A 26,277-nucleotide genomic window follows, 5' to 3' on the forward strand; every position below is an offset into this window, starting at 1 on the left:
GAGAAGACCCCGATGGCCGCTACTCGCCAAGACACCCTTCCGGTAATCCGCAACCTCGACGATTTCGACGCGTGCTCGGGCAACGGCCTGGAGCGCCTGGTGTTCAACCACCGCCTGCCGTTCGTGCTGGGCATGCTGCTGGCCACCCTGGTGCTCGGCTACATGGCGCTGACCCGTCTCGAGCTGCGCCCCAGCTTTGACAAGATGCTGCCGCAGAGCCACCCCTACATCCACAACTACCTGGAAAATCGCTCGTCGCTGCGTGGCCTGGGCAACGCCGTGCGGGTGGTCGTGGAGAACACCCAGGGCGACATCTTCGACCCTGGCTACCTGCAGACCCTGCGGCACATCAACGACGAGCTGTTCCTCAGCCAGGGTGTGGACCGGGCCTGGATGAAGTCGCTGTGGAGCCCGGCGGTGCGCTGGACCGAAGTGACCGAGGAGGGTTTCCAGGGCGGCCCGGTGATGCCCGACAGCTACCAGGGCGCGCCAGGCGATATCGAGCAACTGCGGCAGAACATCGAGCGCGCCAACATCGTCGGCAGCCTGGTGGCGCGTGATTTCAAGTCGAGCATGCTGATCGTGCCGTTGCTCGACCAGGACTCGGCCACGGGCAAAGGCCTCGACTACCACGCCTTCTCGGAAAAGCTCGAACAGTTGCGCAGCCAGTACCAGGCCAGCGGCCAGTACCGTATCCATGTGATCGGCTTCGCCAAGCTGGTGGGCGACCTGATCGACGGCCTGGTCCAGGTGATGGCGTTCTTCGCCCTGGCGGTACTGACCAGCCTGGTGATCATCTACGCCTATACCCGCTGCGTGCGCAGTACGCTGTTGGTGGTGCTGTGTTCGCTGACCGCGGTGGTGTGGCAGCTGGGCATCGTTGCCTGGCTGGGCTATGCCATCGACCCGTATTCGATCCTGGTGCCGTTCCTGATCTTCGCCATCGGCGTGTCGCACGCCGCGCAGAAGATGAACGGCATTCTCCAGGACATTGGCCGTGGCACCCACCGCCAGGTGGCTGCGCGTTATACCTTCCGCCGCCTGTTCGTTGCCGGGGTCACTGCGTTGCTGGCCGATGCGGTGGGCTTTGCCGTGTTGATGCTGATCGATATCCCGGTGATCCAGGACCTGGCCATCACCGCCAGCATTGGTGTGGCGGTGTTGATCTTCACCTCGTTGCTGTTGATGCCGGTGGCGCTGTCGTATGTCGGGGTCGGCCGCAAGGCTGCCGAGCGAGCGCTGGCTATCGACGCCCGTGCCGCGCGACATCGAGGCTTCGGCCGGCTTTGGGACCTGCTCGATCGCCTCACCGAACGCAAATGGGCCAGCGCCGCATTGCTGGCAGCGCTGGCGTTGGGAGCGCTCGGCATCTGGGGCAGCCAGCAGCTGAAGATCGGTGACCTGGACAGCGGCGCACCCGAGCTGCGCGCGGATTCGCGCTACAACCGCGACAACGCCTACATCACCCAGCATTACGCGCTGTCCAGCGACACCTTCGCGGTGATGGTCAAGACCGCCCCGGAAGGCTGCCTGCAATACCAGACGCTGATTCTGGCTGACCGTCTGGCCTGGGCGCTGCAGCAATTGCCGGAGGTGCAGACTACCGTGTCGCTGGCCAACGCCGTGCGCCAGATCACCGCCGGTACCTACGAAGGCAACCCGCGCCTGAACAGCCTGCAGCGCAACCAGGACGTGCTCAACTACGCTGCCCAGCAGGCCTCGGTCAACGCCCCGGAGCTGTTCAACAACGACTGCTCGCTGATGCCGGTCATCGCCTACCTCAAGGACCACCGCGCCGACACCCTGGCCCAGCTGGCTGCCGTGGCCGAGCGCTTTGCCCAGGCCAACAGCAGCGCCGAACAACAGTTTCTGCTGGCCGCCGGCAGTGCCGGAATCGAAGCCGCCACCAATGCCGTGGTGCGCGAAGCCAACCACCGCATGCTGTGGCTGGTGTACCTGGCGGTCACGCTGTTCTGCCTGTTCACCTTCCGCAGCTGGCGCGCCACGCTGGTGGCGATCCTGCCGCTGATGCTCACCTCGGTGCTGTGCGAGGCGCTGATGGTGGCCATGGGCATTGGCGTCAAGGTCGCCACCTTGCCGGTGATCGCCCTGGGCGTGGGCATTGGCGTGGACTACGCGCTGTACCTGCTCAGCGTGCAGCTGCATTACCAGCGCGCCGGGCTGAGCCTGGCCCAGGCCTACCAGAAAGCCGCGGCCTTCACTGGCCGGGTGGTGGGGCTGGTCGGCATCACCCTGGCGGCCGGGGTGGTCGGCTGGGCCTGGTCGCCGATCAAGTTCCAGGCCGACATGGGCCTGCTGCTGACCTTCATGTTCCTGTGGAACATGCTCGGCGCGCTGGTGCTGATCCCTGCGCTATCGCATTTCCTCCTGCGTGACCAGGCCGCTTCGGCGCCTGCCGAGGCCCAGGCCACGCCGCTTCCGCAAACCCAAGCCACCGAGTGCTCGCCTCATGTCTGATTACCTTCCACCACTGCGCGACATGGATTTTCTGTTCAACGAAGTGTTCGACATCCCGGCCTGGTGGGCGCTGACCCCCGCCCTGGCCGAGCAGGTCGATGGCGACACTGCCCGGGCCGTGCTCGAACAGGCCGGCCGGCTGATTGCCGAGGTGGTGGCGCCGCTCAACCGCAGGGGGGACGAGCAAGGCTGCCGCTGGGACGCCGGGCAGGTACATACCCCTGACGGTTTCGCCGATGCCTACCGGGCATTCGCCGCCGATGGCTGGGTGGGCGTTGCCGGTGCCCCGGAATATGGCGGCATGGGCATGCCGAAAGTGATCGGCGCACAGCTCGAAGAAATGCTCAATGCCGCCAACCTGTCGTTCGGCCTGTACCCGATGCTTACCGCCGGAGCCTGCCTGGCGCTGCTCAACCATGCCAGCGAACCGTTGAAGGCGCTGTACCTGCCGCCCATGTACCAAGGGCGCTGGACGGGTTCGATGTGCCTTACCGAGCCGCATGCCGGTACCGACCTGGGGCTGATCCGCACCCGTGCCGAGCCAAGCGCCGATGGCCGCTACTGCATAACCGGGACCAAGATCTTCATCACCGGCGGTGAGCAGGACCTGACCGAGAACATCATCCACCTGGTGCTGGCGCGGTTGCCGGGTGCGCCCGCCGGGCCGAAGGGCATCTCGCTGTTCCTGGTACCCAAGGTACTGGTTGACGCCAACGGTGCGCTGGGCGAGGCCAATGCGGTGAGTTGCGGTTCGATCGAGCACAAGATGGGCATCAAGGCCTCGGCCACCTGTGTGATGAACTTCGACGATGCCATCGGCTACCTGGTCGGCGAGCCGAACAAGGGCCTCAATGCCATGTTCACCATGATGAACTACGAGCGTCTGGGCGTGGGTATCCAGGGGCTGGCCCTCGGCGAACGCTCCTACCAGGGCGCCATTGCCTACGCCCGTGACCGCTTGCAGGGCCGTGCGCCGAACGGCGCCGCAGCGCCGGCGCAAAGTGCCGATCCGATCGTCGTCCACCCGGACGTACGGCGCATGCTGCTGACCATGAAAGCGTTGAACGAAGGCGGGCGGGCGTTTTCCACGTATGTGGCGCTGCAACTGGACCTGGCCAAGTACAGCGAAGACGCCGCCGCGCGCGCCCGTGCCGAGGCCAGGGTGGCATTGCTCACACCGCTGGCCAAGGCGTTCCTCACCGACATGGGGCTGGAGACCACCGTGCACGGCCAGCAGGTGCTCGGCGGCCATGGTTACATCCGTGAATGGGGCCAGGAGCAGTTGATCCGCGACTGCCGCATCACCCAGATCTACGAAGGCACCAACGGCATCCAGGCCCTCGACCTGGTGGGGCGCAAGCTGCTGGCCGATGGTGGCCAGGCCTATCGCAGTGTGTCCGCCGAAATCGGCGCGTTCGCCGCGGCGCTGCCCGCAGCCTGTGCTGAGTTCAGCGCACCGCTGCTGGCGGCCGTGCGCAATCTCGACGAGCTGACCGCCTGGTTGCTCGACCGCGCCCAGGGCAACCCGCGCGAACTGGGTGCGGCGGCGGTGGAGTACCTGCACGTGTTTGGCTACACCTTCTATGCCTACCTGTGGGCACGCATGGCCGTGGTATGCCAGGGCCACCCGGCGCCCGAGCCGTTCCACCAGGGCAAGCTGGGCACCGCGCGGTTCTACTTTGCACGCCTGCTGCCGCGCATCCATTCGCTGAGCGCCAGTGTCAGGGCCGGCAGCGACAGCCTGTACCTGCTCGAGGCCGGCCAGCTATGAACAAGGCTACCAGCGTCCCCACCCGTATCATGCCGGCGGCCGAGCAGGCCTATGCCTACCCGCTGCTGATCAAGCGCCTGCTGTTGTCGGGCGTGCGCTACCAGCCCAACCAGGAGATCGTCTACGCCGACAGGCTGCGCTACAGCTACACCACGTTGCTCGAACGTATCCAGCGCCTGGCCAATGTGTTGACCGCTGCCGGGGTGAGGCCTGGCGACACCGTGGCCTTGCTCGACTGGGACAGCCACCGTGCGCTGGAGTGTTTCTTCGCCGTACCGATGCTGGGTGCGGTGCTGCATACGGTGAACGTGCGGCTGTCTGCCGAGCAGGTGCGCTACACCATGAACCATGCTGAAGACCGCCTGGTACTGGTGCATGACGACTTCCTGCCATTGATGGCGCAGTTACGCGATCACCTGCCGACGGTCGAGGGCTTCATCCGCCTCAGCGACGCTGACCCCGAACCGCAGGGCGTACCGCTGCTGGGCGAGTACGAAGGGTTGTTGGCGGCTGCCGAGCCGCAGTTCGAGTTCGCCGACTTCGACGAGCACTCGCTGGCCACGCTGTTCTACACCAGCGGCACCACCGGCAACCCCAAGGGTGTGTATTTCAGCCATCGGCAACTGGTGCTGCATACCCTGGTCGAGCAGGGCACCCTGGCGGCTTGTGGCGAAGCGCCGCTGCTGCGCACGTGCGACGTGTACATGCCCATTACCCCGATGTTCCACGTGCATGCCTGGGGCATACCCTATGTCGCCACGGCGCTGGGCATCAAGCAGGTCTACCCCGGGCGTTACGAGCCCAACCGACTGGTGCGTCTGTTCCGCGAGGAAGGCGTGACCTTTTCCCACTGCGTGCCCACGGTGCTGCAGATGATGCTGGACTGCGACGAAGGGCGGCGCGTCGACCTGGCGGGCTGGAAGATGCTGCTGGGGGGCAGTGCCCTGACCATGGGCCTGGCGCAGCGCGCCAGCGAGCGCGGCATCAGCGTGCATTGTGGCTACGGCATGTCGGAAAGCTGCCCGCTGCTCAGCATCACCCACCTCAGTGCCGAGCAGTTGGCATTGCCCATGGCCGAGCAACTGTCGCTGCGTATCGATGCCGGCGTGCCGATTGCCCTGGTGGACCTGCGCATCGTCGACAGCGAGGGCAGGGCGGTGCCGCATGACGGCGAAAGCCTGGGTGAAATCGTGGTACGCGCGCCATGGCTGAGCCAAGGCTACCTGCACGAACCGGAGCAGGGTGCAGCCTTGTGGCTGGGCGGCTGGATGCACACCGGAGACCTGGCCTGCATCGATGCGGCGGGGGTGGTACGTATTCGTGACCGGATCAAGGACGTGATCAAGACCGGCGGCGAGTGGGTCAGCTCGGTAGCCCTGGAGAGCCTGATCAGCCAGCACCCGTCCGTGGCGTCGGTAGCGGTGGTCGGCATCCCGGACCCGCACTGGGGAGAGCAACCGCTGGCGCTGGTGGTCTGCTGTGACGGCATGCACTTCGACCAGGCCACACTGGCCGGCTACCTGCAGCCGTTTGTCGATCGCGGGCAGTTGAACAAGTGGGCGATACCGCGGCAGGTACGCTGTGTAGGGGAAATCCCCAAGACCAGCGTGGGCAAGCCCGACAAGAAGCGCATTCGCCAGACGCTGGATACCGTGACGGCACAGGCCCGGCCGATGGCGTGATTGCGCGGGCAAGAAAGCGGATGCAGGCAAGGCTGTGGATGCGTACAGTGGGCGCAACGCAATCTCGCAGGAGCCCGCCATGTCCAGCGCATTCACTTTCATGCAGTCGCCCGTCGGCACCTTGACCCTGGTGGCCCGTGGCGAGTGCCTGGCCGCCGTATTGTGGGAAACGGAACGGGAAAACCGCGTGCGCCTCGGTGCTCTGCACCGCGACGACGAGCGCCCGGTGCTGCTGGAAACTGCCCGCCAGCTCGGCGAGTATTTCGCCGGCAAGCGCCAGCGTTTCGAGCTGGCGCTGGATTTTGCCGGCACCGCGTTCCAGCGCCAGGTCTGGGCCGCGCTGCTGGCGATACCGTTTGGCGAAACCCGCAGCTACAGCGACATCGCCCGGCATATCGGCAACCCTGCCGCAGTGCGCGCGGTAGGGGCTGCCAATGGCCGCAACCCGATCTCGATCATCGCCCCGTGCCACCGCGTGATCGGTGCTTCGGGCAGCCTGACCGGCTTCGCCGGCGGCCTCGCGGCCAAGCAGTACCTGTTGGCGCTGGAGGGCCGGCAAAGCCTGGCGCTGGACTTCTAGCCGGTTAGAACCAGCTGGCGACCAGGCAGGCCAGCACGGCCAGTATCGAGCCGGCCAGCAGGGTGTACTGCCGCCGGGCTCGGCGTGCGTATGGCCTGATCCTGCGCAGGTACTCGCCGGGTGCCGGCGCATCAGGGCGGTGGCGCAAGCCCTCGGCGACATCGGCCAGTTGGCCCTGGATGAGCAGACCGGTCAGGTAGTAGGTGCAGGCATAGCTCAGCACCGCCAGAATCAGATAGATCATGCCGGGAGCAGTTCTTACAGGGGCACAGCGATAGCTGCCGCGCTACGGGTGTCGAGCACGATCATGCCTTCGCTGTGATCATCCAGTCTGGCCAGCAAGCGCCCCCGGCTGTCCCAGGCCGCCGAGCCGCCGGCACCGATGAAGGTGTCGGCCGGCCCCACGCAGTTGGCCAGCAACACCGGCATGCCCAGCTCGCGGGCGACCTCGGCGTAATGCGCATGGCCTTCGTCGATGCCCTTTGCGGTTTTTGCCACGCTGACCAGGTACAGGTCGGCACCCTGCTCGCGCGCTGCCACCGCGTGTGCCATGAACATCGATTCATAGCAGATCGCCGGTGCCACGCGGTGTCCGCCCAGTTGCAGCTGCAATGCCTGGTCGCCCGGCGTGAAGTACGGCAGCTCGTCATCATGCAGGCGCCGTTTGGCATAGGCCTGGCGCGGCGCACCGGGGCTGAAGATCGGCATGCCGATGCGAATGCCGTCGGGGGTCGGCAGCGGCAGGCCCACCGCAGCGGTGATGCCCAGCCGGTCGCAGGCTGCCTGCAGCGGGTCCAGCCGCGCGGCGCTGACGGGCAGGGCCGCCTGGCGGGCGAGGGTGGGCTCATAACCGGTCAGCGACAGTTCCGGGAACACCACCAGTTCGGCACCGAGGGCCGCGGCCTGCTCGATGCAGGCCAGGTGGCGCTCGAGGTTGGCTTGCACATCACCCTTGATAGACCTTGCTTGCACGGCGCACAGTTTCATGGAAACCCATCCCTGGTACAGGTTGAAGCGCCGAGCATACTCCCAGTACCAACGCCTGTTCCAGTGAAGGGATTTTCAGGACGACGGACGCGCGGCGAAACGCTGGCGGAACCAGTCGTCAAGCATGGCCTTCTCGGCATACAGGCGGTCGTGGCTGCCAGTGACCCGGCCTGGGCGGCTGAGGTACATCTTGTCGCTGACCCGCTCCCGGGCCTGTTGGTCGGGTTTGCCCGCTTGGCTGAGGGTGTAGCTGAGGTCGATGGTTGGCCAGGTGATATCGCGCATGAAGCGCACATCGTAAGCCTGGCCGTGCCAGGGCTCGAAGCGCCCGGCAAGGTCGATATCGCGGATGTCGATGGCCAGCCGCTGGCCCGGTTGCAGGTAGCGCTGGCCCAGCTTCTGCAAGTACTGGGTCAGGCTTGTCATTACATAGGCATCGGCGCCTCGTTCGTAACCGTGGCTGTCGAGGCTGGCATCGCGGAACTGTTCCGGGTGGTCGAAGCGCACTTCGACCTGCGCGGCAGGGGCGGCGTGTGCCATGCTGTGGAGTGACAGGGCCATGAGCACGGCACACCTGAGGACGGTATGCATGATGCACCTCCGGAGTGGCGCGGGTGTGCCTCCATTTTACTCCCGGCAAGGCGGCACCAGCAGAGGAAAATTGCCATGAAACGGTTTCGGCGGGTAGCCGCCAACACGCGGGGACGGGACCTGGCGGTGGGGGATATCCACGGCCACTTCCAGCGCCTGCAGGCGTGCCTGGAGGCGGTGGGGTTCGACCCAGCGGTGGACCGCCTGTTCAGCGTCGGTGACCTGGTCGACCGCGGGCCGCACAGTGAAGCTGCGCTGGAATGGCTGGCACAGCCCTGGCTGCATGCCGTGCAGGGTAACCACGAAGCGCTGGCGATCACCCGCCTGCGCGGCGGGCGGCTTGACCTGGACATGTATCGTGCGGCCGGTGGCGGCTGGTTCCTCGACCTGCCGCCGGGCGAGCAGCTGCGGTTTGTCGAACGCTTCGAGCAACTGCCCATTGCCCTCGAGGTGGAGACCGCCGGCGGCCTGGTTGGCCTGCTGCATGCCGACAGTCCGTTTGCCGACTGGGCGGTGCTGCGTACCTGGCTGGAGCTGGATGACGACCCCGAGGTGCTGGAAGTGTGCCAGTGGTCGCGGCGGCGCCTGAAGGAAGGCGATACCCGGCCGGTGACAGGCCTGCGGGCCTTGCTGGTCGGCCACACGCCGGTGCTGCAGGCCAAGCAGCTGGGTAACGTCTGGCACCTGGATACCGGCGGCTGGGCCAGCGGCCATTTCAGCCTCATGGACCTGGCCACGTTGCAACTGCTCAGCGCTGCGCCAGGTGCAGCAACAGCGCCAGGGCCAACACCACCAGCATGACCCCCGAGGCTCGTTCCAGCCACGGCAGGATGCGAGCGAAACGCCGCAGCACCACAGGGTTGCCGATGGCCACGGCGACCAGCAGGTCCCATAGCAGCACGATGCTGAACATCCACAGGGCGCAGGCCGTCTTCCAGCCGACGCCGGTGCTGCCGACCATGCTGGCCAGGCTGGCATAGAACAGCGCATTCTTCGGGTTGAGAATGCCCGACAGGAAGCCCATGCCCAGGCTCCGCCACCAGCCTGCCACGGCCTGGCTGGCCGCGACGCTGCCCAGGCCTGAGCGCCCGGCGTGGCGCAGGAACAGCACGCCGATGTACAACAGGTAACCGGCACCGGCCAGTTGCAGGGTAATGAACAGTGGGCTGCCTTCCTGTAGCACCGACAGGCCAGTGAAGGCCATGGCGATGAAGGCGCCATTGGCCAGGGCGATACCCAGGCAGGCGCCGCTGGCGACCCGCCAGCCGCTGCTGATGGAGGTGCGTGCGACCAGGAAGAAGTCCGGCCCGGGGGAGAGCAGGGCGAGAAAATGGGCGACGGCGATGATCAGGAACTGCTGCATGGCGGTGTGACTGCTGTGGCGGAAAAGCCAGACTCTGCCCTTCAGCGCCCACCGCGTATTGAACAATATTGCACAGCCCGCCGGCCTACACCGCCCATGCGCGCCTTCAGCCCCCTCGGTATTGCCCGGGTGTCACGCCCACATAGGCCTTGAACACCCGCTGGAAATGGCTCTGGTCGGCAAAGCCCAGCCGGTAGGCCACTTCTGCCAGCGCCTGCCCTTCACCCAGCAGCTGGCGGCCACGGTTGACCCGCGCATTTAGCAGGTAGGCATGCGGGGTAAACCCGGTGGCCGCACGAAAGGCGCGGATCAACGCGTAGCGCCCGAACCCCGACTCGCGGGCCAGGGCATCAAGGCTCAACTGCGCGGGGTCGAGGCCCTCGATGCGCGCAAGCAGCCCACTCAAGGCGCTCGCCCCCAGAGCGGGCGCCGGAGCCAGCGGTGGATACGCGGCAACATCCAGGTCACCCAGGAAGGCAATCAGCGCGGCGTCCTTCTCTGCACTGCTGGCGCTGGAAAACAGCAACCCGTTCAGCTGGCAAAACTGCCGATACACCGCCGGGTCCCGGCAGATACGTGCCGGTTCACCGGGGCAGGCGCCACCCAGCGCCGACTCCAGGCGCAATGCTGCCAGCCAGTCGCCAGCCACATGCAGCATCTGGTAGCTCCAGGCCTGCCCGGGTTCGGGGTTGCAGGCATGCACGCGCTGGGCCGGGACCATGACCAGCGTGCCGGGCGTCAGGCGTTCCTCGCCGTTGCCGGTGCCAGTAAAATGGCTGACCCCCGCATCCACCGCACCGATGGAAAACGTCGGGTGGCTGTGGGCCTTGTAGCAGGCCCGGCTATGGCAGGCGCGGCGGCTTTCGACATGCGGCAGGGCCGGGTCGCGCCACAACGCGGCATGGGTTCGCGGCATCATGGAGTCCTCGGTAGGGCCTGCAGCTTATCAGGCGCTGCGCACCCATACAGTTTTTTCCACCGGCTGTAACTTGACCACCAGGCCCGCAGGCGCCGGAATAGTGACTGATTGCAAGAGGACAAATCATGGATCTTTCGAGCCTGCTGCTTTTCATCCCGGCCTGCTTTGCCTTGAACATGGCCCCGGGGCCGAACAACCTGCTGTCGTTGCACAACGCCAGCCGCTATGGCCTGCGCACGGCATGCGTGGCCGGTGGCGGGCGCATTGTCGCCTTCAGCGGCATGATCGCCCTGGCTGCGATGGGCCTGGCGGTGGTGCTGCATACCAGCGAATACCTGTTCCTGGCGATCAAGGTGGTGGGCGCGGCGTACTTGTTCTACATCGCCTGGCAATTATGGCGGGCACCGGTGGGCGAGGCCGTGGTGGCAAGCGACCACCCGCGCGGCACCTGGCGCCTGGCACGTCAGGAATTCTGGGTGGCCGCCGGCAAGCCTAACGATTGTTAATATAAATTGGTAGGCGTTTGTCCTTGCTGGGCTTCAATCTGCGGTAGAGTTGCGCTATCGTTTCGCCACCAATCACAGAAGCCCCATCGTTATGTCAAAGAGTAAGTTCGGTTTTTTAACTGGAATAGTAGTGCCGGTTTTATTGTTTTTGATAACGCCTTATTGGGGGGCAATATTTACAGAAAACAAAGCGTTGACATATGAGGTTCTTGAAAAGAAAAAGCTGTCAGAGTTGGGGGCTGATGAGTCCGTAGGTTCAAGACTGAAAATGGTATTCAACGGTCGAGATGTGAAGCTAGGGACCTATGTAGTTATCGCAATCGAAAACGCCGGGAAGGCTCCAGTCCGGGCGGAAGATTTCTATTCTGATATAGTGATAAAGATTGAAGGTGGCGAGATTATAAGCGCGCAGCTGATTGAAACTCAGCCGGAAAATATCCCGCTCCAGATGCTTCAGCAAAAATCAAGTGTATCTATAAAGCCGATGTTGCTAAATCCTGGGGATAGGTTTTTGCTAAAAATGTTTAGCGATAGCGACCTAAAAATAGTTGGGGTTCAGTCTAGGATCTTAGGTGTTTCCGCTATTGAACGGGTTCAAAGCCCAGAGTCTTCCGGCCTTGTCGTAAAAAGCCTTAAGCCCCTCGATGGTGGGGGCGTATTGGAAAAGAAGGTACAGTCATTAAATATCCTGTTCGTGCTTTTTTTAAGCGTTGTGCTGCTGACGGGGACGTTCTTAAATTATATTGTTTACTTGCGAGTTGTAGGCTGGCCAAGATATCTGTTTTTGATCTTGTCAGTGTCGATGTATGCTTCGGCTCTTTATATAACGAATTTATCAACAGAATACATGCTTGCTGTTCTGGGCTGGGGTAGGCTTGTAACCATGGGGTTGCATATGGCTGAAATTTTAATTGTGGGTGGATTGTTTGCGCTAGGACGCAGGAGCCTAATTCAGTCCATACCCAGACCTAATAAGGATATTTCTACACGGACGTATAGGGTAGGTTAGCGGGCCATTGTGCCAGCGCCTTCCACGCTGGCCTCTCTATCATGGGCTTTGTCTTTCGAGCAATAGTAATGGTGCACTTGGCAGCAGCATAGTGCTAATCCCGTTGAACGAACGTTAGAATTTGGTCCGTTCAGCCAGTGCCGAGTGTCAACCCGGCTAAAGCTCTGGTCAGGTGCGGCGTGCAGTCAGCAGAAGCGTGGCGGCGCCTGAGAGCAGAACAGCGCAGATCCGGTTGAACAGCCGCTTACCCTTAGGCTGATTGAACCAGCGACGGAGATGCAGTCCGATCAGTGCATAACCAGCAAGAGCAATTACCTCCAGCAGAAGGAACAACGCGCCTAGTATTGTAAATTGGGACGCGACATTCTGATTTGGATCTATGAATTGTGGCAGGAAAGCAGTAAATATTAAAATCGCTTTCGGATTTCCGGCTGCAATTAAAAACTCTTGCTTGATAAGTTCAATTTGGTTCTTTGGATCTGTTGCTTTTTTTTCTTCTTCAGGAGTGCTTGCTGTCCACAGTTTGAATGCGATGAATAGCAAGTACGCTCCGCCTAGAATTTTTATTGCATGAAAGACTAGGGCCGAGGTTTCGAGTATGGCTGCAAGGCCTACTGCTGAAAGTGCGATCATTGCGGCAAATGCAATTAGTCGGCCGACACCAGCAAAGCAGGATGCTGCGAAGCCATAACGTGTGGCATTGCTGATAGAAAGCAAATTGTTTGGGCCGGGTGCCATGTTGAGGGCGAAACAAGCCGGTATAAACAGCAGGAGTGTCGAGGTGTTCATCAGTTCGTCTTCATCATCCCATGACCGATTCCCCATCATTCCTCAAGGCGATTGGGGTTTCAAGGCAGTAGGTAAAATCGGCGGATGCTAGAATGGGTAGCGGTGAGACTGCCATCCGATTGCTGATATATACTATGAGCTTGTCATAGCGTTTGCCGGGGTGAAAATGTCAGCATCAGTCGGGATGGTTTACAGCTATCTGCGCTTCTCAGATCCGCGTCAGGCCGCTGGCCATAGCGCTGACAGGCAGGCGCAATATGCAAAATCCTGGGCTGCGGAGCGTGGGCTTTCCCTAGACGACTCCCTCTCTCTACGTGATGAAGGTCTTTCAGCCTTTCATCAGCGGCACGTTAAGCAAGGGGCTTTGGGGGTTTTTCTTCGGGCTGTGGATGATGGCCGGATTCCTGCCGGGTCGGTGCTGGTTGTTGAAGGTCTGGATCGTCTGAGCAGAGCCGAACCCATCCAGGCGCAAGCCCAGCTGGCTCAGATCATCAATGCCGGAATCACGGTTGTGACGGCAAGTGATGGTCGTGAGTACAACCGGGAAAAGCTCAAAGAGCAGCCAATGGATCTGGTCTACAGCCTCCTGGTAATGATTCGTGCGCATGAAGAAAGCGACACCAAAAGCAAGCGGGTCAAGGCATCAATTAAGCGTCAGTGCGAAGGCTGGGTTAACGGAACATACCGAGGTCTGATACGCAACGGCGCTGATCCTCGTTGGTTGCGTCTTGTTGATGGCCAATGGCAGCTTATACCCGAACGGGTGCAACTGGTGCAGTTTGCACTCGATAAGTACCTGGAGGGATATGGTGCTGATCGGACATATAGTTTGATGCAGGCGAGTGGTCTTGATACGTCTCTTGTTGGAAGCTCGGCCCAGCAGATCTACCGTTTAATAAAGTTGGTAAGCCTCAAAGGTGCAAAACAGATATCTGTTGATGGCAGCGAGTATCTTCTTGAGGGGTATTACCCGCGCTTAATCAGTGATCAACAGTTTGATGAGTTGCAGTTGCTGCGGGGAAACCGAAGCCGAAGGCGTGGTAAAGGTGCTATCCCTGGAGTGGTGACCGGAATTGGAATTACCTACTGCGGGTACTGTGGTACCTCGATAACGGCACAGAATGTGATGCATAAGGTGCGATTAGATGGAACGTTGTCGGACGGCCATAGACGTATCATGTGCGCATCCTACATGGACAAAGGAGGATGTACCGTTGGGGGGAGTTGCAGTGTTGCGCCAGTGGAGCGCGCCGTCATGTCATTTTGCTCGGATCAGATGAATCTGGTCCGTCTGCAGGAGCCAGCAGGGCCTCGAGGCGATCTTCATCTGAGCCTGACCGAGTCGCGGTTAAAGATCGCGGATCTCGAGCAGCAGCTCTCTCGGATCACAGAAGCATTGGCATTGGGTGAGGGTGATGGTGTCCTTCCCATCACATTCTTGAGAAAAGCCCGTGATCTGGAAGAGCAGCTCGATGCTGCACGGACAGAAGAGCGCCGTGTTGAACGAGAACTCGCCGGAGTGACTGCGAGGCAGAAACCTGCCGATGCGAAACTATGGGCGGACCTTGCTTTAGGTGTGGATGCCCAGGAGGTTGAGCCTCGAAACAAGGTGCGCCAGCTCATGCTCGATACATTTGAGCGGATCGTCATTTACATGCGCGGGGTTGTGCCACAGGGGCGGAGCGCGAAGTACATCGACGTACTTCTGATCTCAAGGGCGGGGCAGCGGCGTTGGTTGCGGGTAGAGAGAAAGACGGGTGGTTGGGCGGCCGCTGTCGACCGCCCGTTGTAGCGGTTAGGCAGATTTCTTGCTGTCCAGGTGGTGACCTGGTGGGCTGGTGTGTACCACCAGGTGCCCTTGTCCCTCCCAGAAGTTTTCTTGCACTTCTACGCATACCCGCCAGGCAGCCCAGGCAACATCTTCACCGGCAGCAAGGATGTTGCCTTGGTGATCGATGATCGCCATGCGAGCTTCTGCGCCTGATTCGGTGTGTGCTGTAAACCCAGTGCTGACTGTCGCAGAGAGCTTTGCTCCCGGCAGTACTGGGTTTGGTATTGCGATCTTCATTCAATCTCTCCAGGAGGGCTCAAGCCCGTCTACCCAGTGCTCGTTTCGCGGCCACGTTGTCCATGTAGGCTGCTCACTTTTGGTTCTCACGCTGTTGGCGGATCCGGCTGCAGTTGGTGTGTCGACGGGTCGACCGGCCTTTGCCGCAGATATCGCAGATGGCGGGCAGGTCGAGGCTGTGGGACGCCATTGGTGGCCGAATTCGCTCAGCCATGGCGTGCCTCACCTGGTTGAGGGGGGAGGATGCGATCCAGTTCGTCCGCTACATCCTGCATACCAACTGGGGCTGCGGCATGAAGGGCCTGTACCAGTACATCTTGTGGGGCAAGCGCCATCCGTTTGAGGTCCTTCATTCCACCACCTCCATGGCATCAGAGTGGTAGAAATGCTGGATCTTTCCGGTTGTCATATTGGTGCCGTACAGCTTGCCCGGGCTACTGTGACCGGAGCCGTAGCCAGTTACCGTAAAGGTAATGGAGCTGTCTCCGGTTCCAACCCGTACTTTGGTGCCTTTAGGGTATGTGCGCTTCACTGCCTCTGAATATCGCCGGTTGGCAAAGTCCGCAGCCTTCCGGGCGTCATTTGCCTCGGTCATGTCGATGGCCAGTTCTGCCAGATCCGGGGTGTCGACCAGGATGGCCGATTCGACTAGTTGTTCACCGTTGTGGATCGCGTCCAGCTTAGACTGGTACAGACCGCCTCGACCGCACCAGATGGTCATCGGAGTTAGGCGATGGGCGGCCAGCTCCGACATTTGTCGGAATACTTCTTCGGCGATGAGCTCGGTGCTCATGTCGTGAAGCCCTCGAACAGCGGAAAGCACGTGCTCCAGCGAGGCCTCGGTGAGGATGATGTGTTGAATGCGGCTCATGCTGCTTGCCTCGCTGGCTGGTCGTCGTGCTGGATGCAGTACTTCCACGGATTGTTGGCCCTGGCTAGGGCTGCCATTGGCGGTGGGCTTACGCTGTTGCCGCACATATGCACCTGCTCGGTTTTGGTAAATGGCTTGCCGTCTGCACCCTTGTCGATCTTGTAGCTGGCTGGGAAGCCCTGGGCGCGGTACAGCTCATGAGGCTGGAGCATGCGCAGGCAGATGTCGACGATCACATACGGGGTGCCCTTCACGAAAACAGTGACGAGGCCCAGGCGGTCCTTGGTGGTGACTGTCGGTGCTGGCGCGTCTGGTGCGCTGATGTTCTCAGTGCCGTAGTAGCTGATCAGGAATGCCGCGACGCGCAGGGCGCCTTCCTCATGCTCTGGCGACAGCTTGTACTCAACCAGGGCGTGATGCTCGGCGCCTGCGGTCATGGTTGGTACTAGCTCGTCCACGGCGCGACCGACGCAGTTGCGGCGCAGCGTGGCCAGGCTGGCCGTTACCAGGCGCTGCTGGCTGCCGGTGTTGGTGACCGTGCTCATGGGGTTATCGATGCTGCGGGCTGCCGTAGTGTTGAATCCGCCGTTGGCCTGCTCAACGAAGGCAGTGCAGACACCTATGGCGTGGGCGGCGCCAGCTGGCCTCTTGTAGTTTCCGCCGCTGGTGATGGTCGGCACCGGCTCGGTGATGGCTGAGCCTTCGCTGTTGAAGCGGAACTTGACCAGGTGTGCCGATGCCAGCGCGTGTTTGATTCCGCCGGCGACGACAGTACCCAGTGGTTGATCCAAGCCTGGAACTCGTGGCTGCTGACCGTCACGTTCGCCGTATCCGGTCTGCACCAAGGTCGGGCTGGCCATAGCAAATGATCCGCCTCGGGGCCAGGAGGTAACGGTGCGGAGCGGCTCAGCTGCCGACTGTGCCAGCTCTCCTGACCAGTTTGCGATCGGCACGATGAAGGGCTGCGGGTTGTCCAGCACGAACTTCTTCATGCCCTTGGCTACCCGGCGCAGCGTGGCGGGTGCGAGCGCTTTCTTGCGGCCGAAGATGCTCTTGCTCGGCACGCTCCAGTCGATGCAGTCAGCGGCTGTGCGCCATTTCTGCTGGCCCTTGCCGGGATGCTTTGCGTGGGTCGGCTCTGGCCACACGATAGGCTGGCCGTCGCAGCGGGCGATCATGAACAGGCGTTCTCGGCTGGTTGGCGCTCCGAAGTCGCAGGCCTTGATGATGCGCCATTCCACCTGGTAGCCCATGCCTTCGAGCAGCTGAACGAACCGGCGCCAGGTGATGCCGCGTCGTTTCGGATCGGGCACTAGGAACTGCTGCTGAACCGGCACTCGCTCCCCTGGCGCCGCCACGGTACCGTCCAGCTTCATCACCCGGTCGGTGGACTTGTCGCGTTTGGCGATCAGTGGCCCCCACTGCAGGATCTGCTTCACATTCTCCAGGCTGATCACTCGGGGCTTTTTCATGCCTGCCCATTTCAGTCCGATCCACGACAGGTTGCGGATCTCGCGCTTCCGAGGTTGCCCACCTGCAGCCTGGCTGTGATGCGTGCAGTCGGGGCTCATGTGGAACCAGCCCACGGGGCGACCTTGGCACTCTTCGTCGGGGTCGCCCTCGAAGACGTCGGTCTGGAAGTGGCGCGCATGCGGATGATTGGCCGTATGCATGTTGATGGCCGCTGCGCTGTGGTTCTTGGCCACGTCGACCTTCCGGCCCAAGCCCATTTCCAGCCCGGTACCAGCGCCGCCTCCGCCGCAAAAGAAATCAACCACAAGTTCGTCGTCCTGTGGGTCCAGCGCCAAGCCAAACTGAGTCTTGAAGTCCTGTGGATTGGGCAGCTTTGCTGCGCAAAGGGATGTCATGCTGCATCCTCCGCCTGGGTGACGCTGCGAGGCGTGCTGCGCAATTGGGCATGGACGCGCTTGGCGATCGCCTGAAGGCCAGCAGCTTGCTCGGCGGCCTGGTTTGCAACCTGAGACTTCAGCGCCTTCATGGTCTGTTCTGCCAGGCGCAGCGTTTTGGCGGCCTCCATCAGCAAGTCGTATTCGGCGCGGCTCGATGGCATGTTGATGTAGGGCGCAATGGCTCCCTCCAGCGCCGTGATCTCGCGCTTCAGGGCGGCTACTGTGTGGTGGTGCTTGCGCTGCTCCGCCTCGCGGTCGATCAGCGATTCGTCCAGGCGGGCACGGACGACCTGCCATGACTCGTCGGTTCGGCTCAGGAACCCGGCTTGCTGCAGGGCGGTTTCAATCGCCTGCGCCATCTGCTCCGAGCTGGCGTAGGTTCCGGCCTGTTCGGCAAATGTCGCATCCATGGCAGCGACGATGCAGCTCGCGGCGGAAGGGTGCGTATACCCCTTGGCAGGCTGCGCGTGCGGGCGATTTTTAGCGATTAGCGTTGCATCAACTGGCGCTGCCTCGCGCAGCTTGTGGTGGGGTATCAGCGCTTCGGCGGGGCTGCTCAGAGGGGGAATAATGCCTGCTGCTTCGCAGCAGAGACTCTTTGTTTTCTGCGCGTCGATGCTGGAAACCTCGCGGAGCGAAGCGGGAATAGCATCGCGGATCGCCTGCGCCACATCGTGCCCGCTTCCCTCCGATGCCGAGATCTGCAGCGATACCGAAGTGGGGCGGCTATGTCCTGCGCACGGCGGCGAATCGAAAAGCAAGCCGGTTGGGTGGCGGGCGCGACCTGCTTTTTTGCCCAAGAAATAGGCGTAGGCAAACAGTCCGATGATGAAGGCACAGATGACGAAGAGGGCGACGACCTGTTGGGTGGTCATGGGTCTTACTCCTTGTGGTGTGCGGGCCGGTGGTGGCGGCCCTTGCTGGTGTTGGTACTACTTGTCTTGCTCGGTAGGGCGGGACTGCTTTTCGTCCGCTAGGTAGGCCCTGCTGTCGATCAGGGCGGCAACATGGCGGATATGGGCGAACTTCAAGGCCTTCTGGCTGTTGTCCAGCGTGGTGACGGGCAAGCAGATCCGGCCGACCTTCAGTTGCTCGGCAAAGGTGTCTTCGTTGAGATTGCGGAAGTACTGCACGCGCACTTTGTCGAGTGGAATGAGCACGTCGCCAAAGGTGCGGTAAAGCAGCTCTACTGTCGTTGCATCAGGTGCGTGCGGCAGGCGCAGCGCTAGTTGGTCTGCATTGCTCATCAGGCTTCGGGCTCTCCCTGAGCTTGTGGCGTGACGGGTGGTTCCAGGTGATTTCGCAGTGTTTGCGTACCAGGCTCTGCCAGGCTTTGGGGACCTGCAGGAGTGCTGCGTTGCGCTCCGCGCGGGTCCTGAGCTGGAGAATCTCGGCCGCGTACTGCCTAGGCTGCATGACGCTTGTCTTCCGGTGGTGTCGGTAGCTGCAGCTGCAGGCGCTCTGCGAGCCAAGGGATCCCGGCCTGCTTTACGCGGGTCGACATGCTGTACTGCATGCCTGAAGTCGGGTGAAACCACTGTCCCTCCTTGGTCCGCAGATACTCGCGGTCCCGGGTGGGATAGCGAGGCAGGTTGCGCTCGGTCAGCAGCTCGTTCTCGCGCATCAAGCAGATCAGTTCGTTGCGGCTGATCCCGAACAGCTTGGCGGTTTGAGCCAGGTTGCGTTCCATGGTCTCCTCCTACGCCGCGTCAGCCAGCAATTGATCGGTCGAAGACATGGCGGCGGTATCAATCTGGCCATTGGCGATCGCCTCGAGGTGGACTGCGATCTTTCTCGCACTGGAGAGGCTGTTCGCTGGCAGCGTCAGAGTGTTCACCGTCGAGCCCAGGCGGATCACCACATCGAGCTGGTCGAGATAGACCTCGGTCTGCAGCGTGGCCTTGGCGCAGGCACCGTTCGCCTCGTCGCGGAGGATGTGGGTGAATTGCCCGGAGAGGTTGGTCTGCGCCTTGAGGCAGGCGAAAGCGTTGTGGCTCAGTGCGTAGCTCATGCTGCATGCCCCCCATCGTCTGGGGTCACTGGGCGGGTAGCGGGTGCTGTCGCGGGGCGCTTTGTGGCGGCAAATTCGCAGCCGTGTTGCCGGGCTAGGCGGCGGATTTTGAAAATCAGATCAGTAGATGCAGCGGCCGGATGGACGTGCAGTGATGCAGTGGTGTGCATGGAGTTGCCTCACTCTGTGGTGGAAGAGTGAGGCAAATATCACGTATCGTGCTGCTTGGTGTCAACACGTACCGTTTTATTTTTTGTGAGCGTGCATGAAGCGTGATGATTTCAGGATGCCGCCGACCAAGTGGATGTGCTCAATCTCGTGTTGGGCGATGTGGATAGGAGCATGTTCTGCATTGACGCTATCGAAGCGATACATGCCATCCCGAATGTAGATGAACTCTTTGATCATGGTTCTGCCGGTGACCGTCCTCACCATGACTTCATCCCCACTGTGGTAGCTCTTGCTCGGTTCCACGAGGACGTATTCTCCATTCTTTATTCGGGGGTGCATGCTGTCACCCTTCACCTTGAGGCCATAGGCTTCGGGGTCATCGCTATGGATGTTCAGGTAACCGTCACCGTGCCCAGGCGGGAAATCCAAGGCTTCAAAAAATCCATCTAATCCAAGCTGTGCGTAGCCTACTACCGGCACGGCTCCCTCCATGGCCCGACTTACAAAAGATCCGTTGCTGTGAATTGGGGCCTCGGCGCGATCGGCATCGCCCAGGAGATCCCCGAGCGTAACGCCCAGTGCGACCGCCATCCTCTCGATGTCTGCCAGGTTGGGTTCCCGGATCCCCCGCTCGTAATTGCCGATGCGGGATTGAGATTCCCATCCGCAGGCAATGGCGAGAGCTTGTTGGCTAAGGCCCTTGGCCTTCCGATACTGCTTGATGCGCTGAGGTAGTGTGTTCATGTGTGGTTTTTAACACGGAGTGAAATGTTTTTTTTGCACTTTCCGTGTTGCAAACAAAACGATACGTGTTATCTTCGTTTGCGAGTCAACCGGAGTCTTTGTATGAATCATATTGCTGAATTGAGGAAGGGCGCAGGAATCAAGCAACGGGACCTGTTTACTCGGTTGGGATGGACCCAAGCCCGATTGAGTAATTACGAGTCTGGTCATCGGACGCCTGGCTTGAGCGAGTGTCGAGCTATTACCACGGCTCTCAATGAGCTGGGTGCAAAGTGTGCGCTGGATGATGTTTTCCCGCCTGAGCAGGACCAGCCACGAGCGGCTTAGGCCGCACAGGAAGAAAGAAGGCGACCCAAAGGTCGCCCTGTTTCCCCCGGCAGTACCACCACAGTGCCACCGGGCCGCGATCGAATTCATTGAGCACACCACGTACCAATGACCTTGAGCGCGGGGCCCAGGCACGAATGCCTGGGTGCCGCCTTCTCCACCACAGATTGGGCGGCTGGGGGACGGTCCATTGGACCGGCCTGGTAGTGACTCTCTCAAGCCACGCGGCGAGTGTAACACCACCGCTTGTCGCGGGCACTGGCAGCCTCCACGGCGTAATGCCACGTGCCAAAGCGGAGGCGAGAGATCGCCTCCATCGCTCGGCAGTAGCACCACATGCTGCCGGGATGCGTGATAGGTCGGCGGGCACAGCGCCTAGGTCCGCTTGCCTTGAACGCACCGCCCAGACACGGAGCCTGGGTACCGCCTCTTTCACCACAGGAGGCAGCTGTTTTGCCTGGGGCCGTCGATGGAACGACGTCCCGGCAGGAGGCCGTGTCAGCCCTTTGCTGCCCGGTTACTTACTCTCTCAACGCTATGCGGCGCACGTATCACCACTGCACGCCGCTGGCACTGGCTACCGACAAGGACAATGCCATGAGCCGAACCGCAATGAGCTGCCTCGAGCGCGCCAAGCGCGAAGTGCTGCCGCTCGAACTTGCGCTGTACCATGCTGTACGTGACTACCCAGGCGGCGCTGCCGCCATTGCAGCCACCACTGGCCGCAATGCCACCACTCTCCAACATAAACTGTCTCCCACCCATCCCACCCATATTGTCAACGTCCAAGAGTTCGGCGAAATCCTCGAACTGACCAAGGATCCACGGATCCTCGACTCAGTTCATGCATTGGTCGGCGACACCATCTGGCAAGAGCTCTCGGGCGCCTACAGCCATGACGTTCCGGAAACCCTGGCCATGGGACTGGCGGACTTCTTCCGCCAGGTTGCCAACCTGTCGGAAACCTGGGCGCGCAGCATCGGCGACGGCAAGGTCGACGATCAGGAACTCGCAGAGATCCAGCAGCAAGTATTTCGGGGTATCCAGGGGTTGCTCGGCATGTATCGCCGTGCCGAATACGTCAACCAGACCACTCGGGGGATACGTCGTGGCTGATATCGCGGATCTGGCAAATGACGTTGTTCAGCAGCGTCTGGAGGAGGCGCTGGCCGCTCGGGCTGGAGCGCCTGTACGCGAATCTCGTGTGGACTGCATCGACTGTGACGACCCGATCCCGGAGACGCGCAGGGTCGCGGCCCGAGGTTGTGTGCGTTGTGGGGGCTGTCAAACCCTCCATGAAGGCCGGAGGGCGCGGTATGCTCGATAAGGTTCTCGACCAGCTGCACGACTACGGCCTGCAGCCTGACCAGCCCTTGACATTCGGCAAATTGACCCGCTGCCGCACGAAAGATGACAAGGGCAAGGAAAAGAACGGCTGGTATGTCCTGCATGAGCACCTGGCGGATAAGGGTCAAACCCTGATTTTTGGCAGCTTCGGTGACTGGCGTCTCGGTGAAACACAGAAGGTGAAAACCGACGGTCGTGGCCTGACCCCGGAAGAGCGTGAGGTGATGCGTGCCCGGCAAGCTGATGCCAAGCGCCGGGCCGCGGAGGTCGCCGCCAACGCGGCGCGTCGTGCGGCCAAGCGTGCGGCCGCATTGTTCAAACGTATGCCCGAAAAGGGGCGCAGCGCCTACCTTGATCGCAAGCAGGTGGTCGGATTTGGCGTTCGGTATGCGCCGAAGTCGGGCGCGGTCCTCGTCCCGATGCAGAACGCCCAGGACGCCATTGTCGGCCTGCAGGTGATTTACCCGGAGCCCCAGGCGGATACGGGGCGCGATAAGTCTTACTGGCCGCATGGAATGGCGAAGGAAGGTGCGTTCCATATGATTGGCGGCCACCCCGAACCCGGCGAGCCGGTGCTGGTGTGTGAAGGCTACGCCACCGGCGCTAGCCTGCACATGGCGACTTCCCAGGCGGTGGCCATCGCCTTCGATGCGGGCAACCTGATGTCGGTTGCCAAGCACATGCGCGAACGTTTCCCTGGCCGCTCCATCATCATCTGCCGCGATGACGACTGGAAAACCAAGCGACCCACAGGCGAGCCCTGGAATCCCGGTGAGGAAAAGGCCAACAACGCAGCGGTGGTGGTCGGTGGCCAGGTGGTCGGCCCGATCTTCTCGGTCGAGCGCGAGGTCAAGTGGACCGATTTCAATGACCTGCACTGTGCCGAAGGCCTCGAGGCAGTTCGTCGGCAGGTCACGGCGGTGATCAAGCCCCCCGCTACGGGTGGCTGGAAAGACATGCTGGCCAGGACCGAAAGCGGCGCGCTCATTGCCCACATGCAGAACGTCGAGCTGATCCTGGCCAACGATGAACGGTGGAGCGGTGTCATCGGCTATAACGCTTTCAGCTCGAAGATCATGCGCCTACGTGCGGCGCCTTATGGCGGTGTGCCGGGGGAGTGGAGCGACATCGACGACATGCGCGTTATGAAGTGGTTGGCCCAACAGGGACTGCGCGTCAAGGCCTCGCATGTGGTCGAAGCGGTCAGCGTTGTGGCGCACGACAATGCCTTCCATCCAGTGTGTTCCTACTTGGCCAAGCTCGAATGGGATCGTGTGCCGCGCCTCGAGCGCTGGCTGCACGAGATCTTCGGCGTCCCTCGGAACGAGTACAGCGCCAAGGTCGGGAAGCGCTGGATGATCTCGGCGGTGGCCCGAGTGATGAAGCCCGGCTGCAAGGCGGATGCGGTGATGATCCTCGAGGGGGCGCAGGGCGCGGGTAAGTCCACGGCGCTGGGTATTCTCGGTGGCGAATGGTTCATGGACACGCCGTTCACCTTGGGCGACAAGGACGCGTTCCAGGCGATCCGGGGCAAGTGGATCGTCGAGCTGGGCGAACTGGACAGCTTCAACAAGGCTGAGAGCACCAAGGCCAAGCAGTTCTTCTCGGCCTCCATCGACACCTACCGCGAAAGCTATGGGCGAAGAACGAGCGATGTGCCACGCCAGTGTGTTTTCGCGGGCACCACCAACCAAGATGAATACCTCAAGGACGCCACCGGTAACCGGCGTTATTGGCCGGTCGCCTGCGTCAAGGTCGACCTGGAGGCGTTGCGCCGGGTCCGTGACCAGCTGTGGGCCGAGGCCATGTTCTGCTACCAGGCCGGTGACATCTGGTGGGTCACCCGCGAAGAGGAAGAACTGTTCACTACCGAGCAGGAAGAGCGCTTCGTGGTGGATGAATGGGAAGGACCGATCCTCAAATGGCTGGAGGAATCGCAGGCCGGGGAGACAGTCACCGGGAGCGAGGTGTTGGGTCAGGCGCTCAACCTGGATCCCGGCCATTGGGGCAAGCCCGAGCAGATGCGTGTGGGGTCGATCATGCACCGCCTGGGTTGGCGCCGTCGACGGCTCGCCGCGCTTCCGAAGAGTGGCAAGCGGCCCTGGGCGTACCAGAAGCCCGAGGGCTGGGGCCGCACCAGCGCCCTTGAGCAACAACCGCCAGCGCCGAAGGAGGACTGCTTTTGATCAAGCATATCGATGAGATGCTGAAGCTGTGGGCGCAAGAGCTCCATGCACCTGAGCCCTGTCATTCGGCAGGCGGTGTTGGTAGCATGCTCGGCCTGTTGATTGAGTGTAAGGGTGATCTTGTCCGTGGTACCCGAGGCAGCAAGGTGCTGCTGGACGAGTCTGCGGACATCGAGATCATCGTGAACAAGCATCTGGCACCGGAGCTCTACCTGGTGGTCTATGAGCATTACTGCAACGCCGACAGTGAGCTGTACCAGAAGTACCGCCACTGTGGGTGTAGCCGGGACACGTACTACAAGCGCTTGCATGAGGCGCACGTCTGCATCGCAGGCATGCTCATGGGGCGAGCTGCATGATCCGCCTCGCATGGTCCCACCGTCCATCCACTGGACTACCACGTTTTTTGCAGGTGATCCACGCTCAAGCCCGCGCTATTCGCGGGCTGTCCCACCGTCCCACCGCTCACACGAAGGCGCGCACATAGGGCGCATGCAGCGCGTACGCGCGCATTGCGCGCAGCGTGCTTTTAATCTCTCTCTTTACACGGGAAAGGGTTAAAACAGTTAGACAGTGGGACAGCCCTTGATTTTCAAGGGCTCAACAGGTCCCACCATTACCGCCCCCTTTGGGACCTATGGGGCAGCGCCTAAGTGAAGCTAAGCCGGGGTGGTGTATTTCCCCGACATTTTCCAGACATTCCCTAGGCGTTTACCCCTTATTGCCGGGTGGCATTAAAACTTGCTTGCTGCCACCGGAATCGACCTGTAAAAAGTACCCATCTTCGAGACGTGCGGGCGCGCAAAGCAGCCCGCCACACACAGCAAACCCGGCCACCGCGCCGGGTTTTTTGCATTTGGGGAACGGGATGACGAACGAACAACAAGCGCTTGCCGAGATGCCGGTCTGGCTCGTGATCACTCTCGCCCTGGTCGGCGGGGTATCTGGCGAGATGTGGCGAGCGGACAAGGCGGGTGTCCGTGGCTGGGCACTGGTTCGGCGTATCGCCTTGCGTTCCGGAGCCTGTGTGGTCTGCGGGATGGCAACGATCATGTTGCTGTACTCCGCCGGCGCATCGATCTGGGCTTCGGCTGCATTCGGTTGCCTGACTGCGATGGCCGGCGCCGATGTCGCTATCGGCCTGTACGAGCGCTGGGCCGCCAAGCGCCTTGGCGTGTGCGAGATGCCGCCGCGCAGTGGCGAGCCAGGTCAGTGAGCAGGCCAGGCCGAAACCCTGGCAGGGGCAGGGGACCCTGGCGACTTGGCCGGGGTACGGGACGGGAAACCCGCGGCTCTTCGTTAGCGGGAGGTTCACCAGCTTAGTGAACTGCGGTGAACTGGTTAACCCCTTGAATTCATTGGGTGAACTGGACTTTTGAACATGATCTACCTGACCAAATCGGAGTTCGCCGCCCGACGCGGGTGGTCGAAATCCTACGTTTCCAAACTGGCCAGCCAGGACCGCTTGGTACTCGCGGACGACGGCAAGGTCGATGTTGTGGCTACTGAGGCGCTACTGGCCGAGTCAGCCGATCCCAGCAAGGCAGCGGTCGCGGCCCGGCATGAAGAAAACCGGGTGGAGCGGGATGTGCGCAGCCACCTGCAACCAGGCGGCGACACACCTGCAGTGCAGCCACTGGTCCAGCAGCCAGGCAAGGGCCTGGACTTTCAGAAGGCAAGGGCGCATCGCGAGTTCTACCTTGCCCAGCTTGCCGAGGCGGAGTTCAACAAAGTTCAGGGAAACCTGGTCGAGCGCAAGGCGGTGGAAGACGCCGCCTTCGCAGCTGGCCGTACGCTCCGAGACCTGATGTTCGGTCTTGCTCCCCAGCTCGCTGCCGAGCTGGCGGGTATGAGCGACTCCTGGGAAATCGAAAAACGCCTGACGGGCGCCTTCCGCCAAGTCTTCGAAGACGCGGCCAGGATGAACGGCGCCGATCTCAACCAAGCCATGACACAGAGCTGACCCT

At 61.7% G+C, this 26,277-nt stretch carries 27 protein-coding genes and 1 pseudogene; 14 read left to right on the forward strand and 14 right to left on the reverse strand.

Annotated features, from left to right (window positions below):
• Positions 1–12 precede the first annotated feature (12 nt).
• From ACLEJP_RS03025 to ACLEJP_RS03040, 4 genes are all read left to right on the forward strand, one after another.
• The gene (locus tag ACLEJP_RS03025; protein WP_440804465.1) at positions 13–2,478 is read left to right on the forward strand and encodes an efflux RND transporter permease subunit; all 2,466 of its coding nucleotides are present in this window, start codon (positions 13–15) and stop codon (positions 2,476–2,478) included.
• Positions 2,471–4,249 carry an acyl-CoA dehydrogenase C-terminal domain-containing protein gene (locus ACLEJP_RS03030; RefSeq protein ID WP_440804466.1) on the forward strand — a complete coding sequence of 593 codons (1,779 nt, stop codon included), beginning with the start codon at positions 2,471–2,473 and terminating at the stop codon, positions 4,247–4,249. Before ACLEJP_RS03025 ends, ACLEJP_RS03030 begins: the two co-directional genes overlap by 8 nt.
• The gene (locus ACLEJP_RS03035; RefSeq protein ID WP_440804467.1) at positions 4,246–5,931 is read left to right on the forward strand and encodes a fatty acid--CoA ligase; all 1,686 of its coding nucleotides are present in this window, start codon (positions 4,246–4,248) and stop codon (positions 5,929–5,931) included. Before ACLEJP_RS03030 ends, ACLEJP_RS03035 begins: the two co-directional genes overlap by 4 nt.
• A gap of 79 nt (positions 5,932–6,010) precedes the next feature.
• Positions 6,011–6,511 (forward strand): methylated-DNA--[protein]-cysteine S-methyltransferase, encoded by a 501-nt coding sequence (locus ACLEJP_RS03040; RefSeq protein WP_440804468.1) that lies wholly within the window; start codon positions 6,011–6,013, stop codon positions 6,509–6,511.
• A gap of 4 nt (positions 6,512–6,515) precedes the next feature.
• Here ACLEJP_RS03040 and ACLEJP_RS03045 read toward each other — a convergent pair whose 3' ends face one another.
• From ACLEJP_RS03045 to ACLEJP_RS03055, 3 genes are all read right to left on the reverse strand, one after another.
• Positions 6,516–6,755, reverse strand: a complete 240-nt coding sequence (locus ACLEJP_RS03045; protein ID WP_440804469.1) for a hypothetical protein — start codon at positions 6,753–6,755, stop codon at positions 6,516–6,518.
• Between the two features lie 14 nt (positions 6,756–6,769).
• Positions 6,770–7,498 (reverse strand): carbon-nitrogen hydrolase family protein, encoded by a 729-nt coding sequence (locus ACLEJP_RS03050; RefSeq protein WP_440804470.1) that lies wholly within the window; start codon positions 7,496–7,498, stop codon positions 6,770–6,772.
• 75 nt (positions 7,499–7,573) lie between these two features.
• Positions 7,574–8,089: a DUF3016 domain-containing protein gene (locus ACLEJP_RS03055; RefSeq protein ID WP_440804471.1), complete on the reverse strand. Its 516-nt coding sequence runs from the start codon at positions 8,087–8,089 to the stop codon at positions 7,574–7,576.
• A 75-nt stretch (positions 8,090–8,164) separates the two neighbouring features.
• Here ACLEJP_RS03055 and ACLEJP_RS03060 point away from each other — a divergent pair, with 75 nt between their 5' ends.
• The gene (locus ACLEJP_RS03060; protein ID WP_440804472.1) at positions 8,165–8,890 is read left to right on the forward strand and encodes a metallophosphoesterase; all 726 of its coding nucleotides are present in this window, start codon (positions 8,165–8,167) and stop codon (positions 8,888–8,890) included.
• Here ACLEJP_RS03060 and ACLEJP_RS03065 read toward each other — a convergent pair.
• Positions 8,838–9,452 (reverse strand): LysE family translocator, encoded by a 615-nt coding sequence (locus ACLEJP_RS03065; protein ID WP_440804473.1) that lies wholly within the window; start codon positions 9,450–9,452, stop codon positions 8,838–8,840. The genes ACLEJP_RS03060 and ACLEJP_RS03065 overlap by 53 nt on opposite strands.
• A gap of 106 nt (positions 9,453–9,558) precedes the next feature.
• Positions 9,559–10,368, reverse strand: a complete 810-nt coding sequence (locus ACLEJP_RS03070) for an AraC family transcriptional regulator (RefSeq protein ID WP_440804474.1) — start codon at positions 10,366–10,368, stop codon at positions 9,559–9,561.
• 128 nt (positions 10,369–10,496) lie between these two features.
• Between ACLEJP_RS03070 and ACLEJP_RS03075 the strand changes: the two are divergent.
• Together ACLEJP_RS03075 and ACLEJP_RS03080 are read left to right on the forward strand one after the other, a co-directional pair.
• A pseudogene (locus tag ACLEJP_RS03075) lies at positions 10,497–10,865 on the forward strand (LysE family translocator); the annotation flags it as partial.
• A gap of 103 nt (positions 10,866–10,968) precedes the next feature.
• Positions 10,969–11,886, forward strand: a complete 918-nt coding sequence (locus tag ACLEJP_RS03080) for a hypothetical protein (protein ID WP_440804475.1) — start codon at positions 10,969–10,971, stop codon at positions 11,884–11,886.
• A gap of 168 nt (positions 11,887–12,054) precedes the next feature.
• On the opposite strand, the gene ACLEJP_RS03085 is transcribed toward ACLEJP_RS03080, so the two are convergent.
• Positions 12,055–12,675, reverse strand: coding sequence for a LysE family translocator (locus tag ACLEJP_RS03085; RefSeq protein ID WP_440804476.1), 621 nt, complete (start codon positions 12,673–12,675; stop codon positions 12,055–12,057).
• Between the two features lie 166 nt (positions 12,676–12,841).
• Here ACLEJP_RS03085 and ACLEJP_RS03090 point away from each other — a divergent pair, with 166 nt between their 5' ends.
• Entirely contained in the window at positions 12,842–14,467 is a 1,626-nt protein-coding gene (locus ACLEJP_RS03090; protein WP_440804477.1) for a recombinase family protein, read from the forward strand.
• A 3-nt stretch (positions 14,468–14,470) separates the two neighbouring features.
• Here the strand turns inward: ACLEJP_RS03090 and ACLEJP_RS03095 are convergent, their stop codons facing one another.
• The 8 genes from ACLEJP_RS03095 to ACLEJP_RS03130 all read right to left on the reverse strand — a co-directional run bounded on the left by ACLEJP_RS03095 (position 14,471) and on the right by ACLEJP_RS03130 (position 20,450).
• Positions 14,471–14,743, reverse strand: coding sequence for a hypothetical protein (locus ACLEJP_RS03095; protein ID WP_440804478.1), 273 nt, complete (start codon positions 14,741–14,743; stop codon positions 14,471–14,473).
• 349 nt (positions 14,744–15,092) lie between these two features.
• Positions 15,093–15,614, reverse strand: a complete 522-nt coding sequence (locus ACLEJP_RS03100) for a hypothetical protein (RefSeq protein WP_440804479.1) — start codon at positions 15,612–15,614, stop codon at positions 15,093–15,095.
• A complete protein-coding gene (locus tag ACLEJP_RS03105; RefSeq protein WP_440804480.1) occupies positions 15,611–17,482 on the reverse strand; it encodes a DNA cytosine methyltransferase in 1,872 nt (623 codons plus the stop codon). Before ACLEJP_RS03105 ends, ACLEJP_RS03100 begins: the two co-directional genes overlap by 4 nt.
• Positions 17,479–18,399 (reverse strand): hypothetical protein, encoded by a 921-nt coding sequence (locus ACLEJP_RS03110; protein WP_440804481.1) that lies wholly within the window; start codon positions 18,397–18,399, stop codon positions 17,479–17,481. The genes ACLEJP_RS03105 and ACLEJP_RS03110 overlap by 4 nt, the downstream gene beginning before the upstream one ends.
• A gap of 57 nt (positions 18,400–18,456) precedes the next feature.
• Positions 18,457–18,771 (reverse strand): pyocin activator PrtN family protein, encoded by a 315-nt coding sequence (locus ACLEJP_RS03115; RefSeq protein ID WP_108480057.1) that lies wholly within the window; start codon positions 18,769–18,771, stop codon positions 18,457–18,459.
• Between the two features lie 158 nt (positions 18,772–18,929).
• Positions 18,930–19,214, reverse strand: coding sequence for a phage antirepressor KilAC domain-containing protein (locus ACLEJP_RS03120; RefSeq protein ID WP_108480055.1), 285 nt, complete (start codon positions 19,212–19,214; stop codon positions 18,930–18,932).
• 9 nt (positions 19,215–19,223) lie between these two features.
• The gene (locus ACLEJP_RS03125) at positions 19,224–19,535 is read right to left on the reverse strand and encodes a hypothetical protein (protein ID WP_440804482.1); all 312 of its coding nucleotides are present in this window, start codon (positions 19,533–19,535) and stop codon (positions 19,224–19,226) included.
• Positions 19,536–19,781: 246 nt separating this feature from the next.
• Positions 19,782–20,450, reverse strand: a complete 669-nt coding sequence (locus ACLEJP_RS03130; RefSeq protein WP_440804483.1) for an XRE family transcriptional regulator — start codon at positions 20,448–20,450, stop codon at positions 19,782–19,784.
• Positions 20,451–20,552: 102 nt separating this feature from the next.
• On the opposite strand from ACLEJP_RS03130, the gene ACLEJP_RS03135 reads away from it, so the two are divergent.
• The 6 genes from ACLEJP_RS03135 (at position 20,553) to ACLEJP_RS03160 (ending at position 26,273) form a co-directional block, all read left to right on the forward strand.
• Positions 20,553–20,777: a helix-turn-helix transcriptional regulator gene (locus ACLEJP_RS03135; protein ID WP_108480052.1), complete on the forward strand. Its 225-nt coding sequence runs from the start codon at positions 20,553–20,555 to the stop codon at positions 20,775–20,777.
• 597 nt (positions 20,778–21,374) lie between these two features.
• Complete coding sequence (locus ACLEJP_RS03140; protein WP_440804484.1) at positions 21,375–21,893, forward strand: phage regulatory CII family protein; 519 nt, start codon at positions 21,375–21,377, stop codon at positions 21,891–21,893.
• A 200-nt stretch (positions 21,894–22,093) separates the two neighbouring features.
• The gene (locus tag ACLEJP_RS03145; protein ID WP_440804707.1) at positions 22,094–24,310 is read left to right on the forward strand and encodes a VapE domain-containing protein; all 2,217 of its coding nucleotides are present in this window, start codon (positions 22,094–22,096) and stop codon (positions 24,308–24,310) included.
• Positions 24,307–24,669, forward strand: coding sequence for a PA0613 family protein (locus tag ACLEJP_RS03150; protein ID WP_021782199.1), 363 nt, complete (start codon positions 24,307–24,309; stop codon positions 24,667–24,669). Before ACLEJP_RS03145 ends, ACLEJP_RS03150 begins: the two co-directional genes overlap by 4 nt.
• Before the next feature lie 509 nt (positions 24,670–25,178).
• Complete coding sequence (locus ACLEJP_RS03155) at positions 25,179–25,526, forward strand: phage holin family protein (RefSeq protein WP_021782200.1); 348 nt, start codon at positions 25,179–25,181, stop codon at positions 25,524–25,526.
• A 165-nt stretch (positions 25,527–25,691) separates the two neighbouring features.
• Positions 25,692–26,273, forward strand: coding sequence for a terminase small subunit (locus ACLEJP_RS03160; protein ID WP_440804485.1), 582 nt, complete (start codon positions 25,692–25,694; stop codon positions 26,271–26,273).
• Positions 26,274–26,277: the final 4 nt, after the last annotated feature.

It is taken from the genome of Pseudomonas sp. SMV7 (assembly GCF_052041995.1).
Lineage (GTDB): Bacteria > Pseudomonadota > Gammaproteobacteria > Pseudomonadales > Pseudomonadaceae > Aquipseudomonas.